The sequence below is a fragment of the Stenotrophomonas sp. P5_B8 genome, from assembly GCF_054049855.1.
Window position 1 is genome coordinate 1 of sequence record NZ_JBFULO010000497.1, and the last position, 2,548, is coordinate 2,548.

Here is a 2,548-nt window from a genome sequence, read left to right on the forward strand (position 1 = left end):
CCCTACGGCTCGACCATTGCGTCCAAGGATGGCGACCAGGTCAAGGCTGGCCAGACCGTGGCCAACTGGGACCCGCATAACCACCCGATCGTGTCCGAAGTGGCCGGTTTCATCCGCTTCATCGACTTCATCGACGGCGTCACCGTCATCGAGAAGACCGACGAACTGACCGGCCTGGCATCGCGTGAAATCACCGATCCGAAGCGTCGTGGCTCGCAGGCCAAGGAACTGCGCCCGATCGTGCGTATCGTGGATGGCAAGGGCAATGACCTGACCATTCCGAACACCGATCTGCCGGCCCAGTACCTGCTGCCGCCGCGTTCCATCGTCAACCTGCAGGACGGCGCCGCCGTCGGCRTGGGCGACGTGGTCGCCAAGATCCCGCAGGAAGCGTCCAAGACCCGTGACATCACCGGTGGTCTGCCGCGCGTTGCCGACTTGTTCGAAGCGCGCAAGCCGAAGGATCCGGCGATCCTGGCCGAGCGTTCGGGCATCATCRGCTTCGGCAAGGACACCAAGGGCAAGCAGCGCCTGATCATCAAGGACACCGATGGTTCCGAGCACGAAGAGCTGATCCCGAAGTACCGTCAGGTGATCGTGTTCGAAGGCGAGCACGTGACCAAGGGCGAAACCATCGTGGACGGCGAGCCGAGCCCGCAGGACATCCTGCGTCTGCTGGGCGTCGAGCCGCTGGCGGCCTACCTGGTCAAGGAAATCCAGGACGTGTACCGCCTGCAGGGCGTGAAGATCAACGACAAGCACATCGAAGTGATCACCCGTCAGATGCTGCGCAAGGTCGAGATCACCGACCAGGGCAGCAGCAAGTTCCTGAATGGCGAGCAGGCCGAGCGCCAGCGCGTCATCGAGGAAAATGCACGCCTGACCGCCCGCAACGAGCTGATCGCCCGTTTCGATCCGGTCCTGCTGGGTATCACCAAGGCGTCGCTGGCCACTGAATCGTTCATCTCGGCGGCCTCCTTCCAGGAAACCACCCGCGTGTTGACCGAAGCTGCCGTCCGCGGCACCAAGGACAACCTGCGCGGCCTGAAGGAAAACGTCATCGTCGGCCGCCTGATCCCGGCCGGTACCGGTCTGTCGTACCACGCCAACCGCCGTCGCAACGCCTCGGGTCTGACCGACTCGGAAATGCAGACCCTGTCCGGCTCCGCGCCGGTAGTGGCTGAAGTGGCAGCGCCGGCACCGGTGGCCGTGGCATCGACCGACGCCGAACAGGCGCCGGGCAGCGACGAGTAATACGCAGGCCCGGCTCCGGCCGGGCCCGCGGCAGGGCAGGGTGCCGACCTCCGGGTCGGCCTCTTCCCGACAGGACACGGCGCAGGCTGGTCCGATGAATCGGCAGCACCGGCCACTGGCCGGATCGCCACCGATGAGGTAGGATGCCCGCCGGTCTTGCAAAGGACCGGCTTGACAACCTGAACGGGGGGCACGGAAAAGGCTCCCCTGTAACGGCCCGGGATCAGGGCTGGCCGGGCGCGTGCGCATTTGACTGCGTTTTCGCCGGGTTGCTACAATCGTCTGTCTCAGCAGGCCGGTTTCTCGCCTGCTCGCACATTTCCGCATTCAATGGCCAGTCTTTTCATTGGCCTCTCTCAGAAGAACATACTGATGGCGACGATCAATCAGCTTGTCCGCAAGCCGCGGCAGGCAACCACTTATAAKAGTGCCTCCCCGGCTCTCGATAAGTGCCCCCAGCGCCGTGGCGTCTGCACGCGCGTGTACACCACCACTCCGAAGAAGCCGAACTCGGCGCTTCGCAAGGTTGCCAAGGTTCGCCTGACCAACCAGGAAGAAGTGATTAGCTACATCGGCGGCGAAGGCCACAACCTGCAGGAGCACTCCGTGGTCCTGATCCGTGGCGGTCGCGTCAAGGATCTGCCGGGTGTGCGTTACCACACCGTGCGTGGCTCGCTGGACGCCTCCGGCGTTGCCAAGCRTCGCCAGGGCCGTTCCAAGTACGGCGCCAAGCGTCCGAAGAGCTAAGGGAAAGTACACATGTCTCGTAAAGGTAATACGCCGCAGCGCTCTGTCCTGCCGGATCCGAAGCACGGAAGTGAAACCATCGCACGCTTCATCAACATGGTGATGCTGAGCGGCAAGAAGTCGGTCGCTGAAAAGATCGTCTATGGCGCCATGGACGTGATCGGCGAAAAGAACCCGAATTCCGTCGAGCTGGTTCAGAAGGCTCTGGAAAACGTGGCTCCGTCGGTCGAAGTCAAGTCCCGTCGCGTCGGTGGTGCCACCTACCAGGTGCCCGTCGAAGTGCGTTCCTCGCGCAAGATGGCGCTGGCCATGCGTTGGCTGATCGACTCCGCGCGCAAGCGTGGTGAGAACACCATGCCGAAGAAGCTGGCTGCCGAACTGCTGGACGCCTCGGAAAACCGTGGTGGCGCTATCAAGAAGCGCGAAGAAACCCACCGCATGGCCGAAGCCAACAAGGCATTCGCCCACTACCGCTGGTGAGTTTGACGGCCTTGCAAAACAGGCACGGCGGCACTATCTCCTAGTGCCGCTTCGCGGCACCTGGGGT

At 63.2% G+C, this 2,548-nt stretch carries 2 protein-coding genes and 1 pseudogene; all 3 read left to right on the forward strand.

Annotated elements, in window-relative coordinates; translation table 11 throughout:
* Positions 1 to 1,254: pseudogene (locus ACXJKH_RS18540) on the forward strand (DNA-directed RNA polymerase subunit beta'); the annotation flags it as partial.
* Positions 1,255 to 1,626: 372 nt separating this feature from the next.
* Complete coding sequence (gene rpsL / locus ACXJKH_RS18545) at positions 1,627 to 2,001, forward strand: 30S ribosomal protein S12 (RefSeq protein WP_457321564.1); 375 nt, start codon at positions 1,627 to 1,629, stop codon at positions 1,999 to 2,001.
* Between the two features lie 12 nt (positions 2,002 to 2,013).
* Entirely contained in the window at positions 2,014 to 2,481 is a 468-nt protein-coding gene (gene rpsG, locus ACXJKH_RS18550; RefSeq protein ID WP_019186122.1) for a 30S ribosomal protein S7, read from the forward strand.
* Positions 2,482 to 2,548 lie beyond the last annotated feature (67 nt).

Bases quoted from the DNA above. Each gene is read 5' to 3' on its own strand.
- rpsG (WP_019186122.1), top strand. From the start codon at position 2,014: ATGTCTCGTAAAGGTAATACGCCGCAGCGCTCTGTCCTGCCGGATCCG.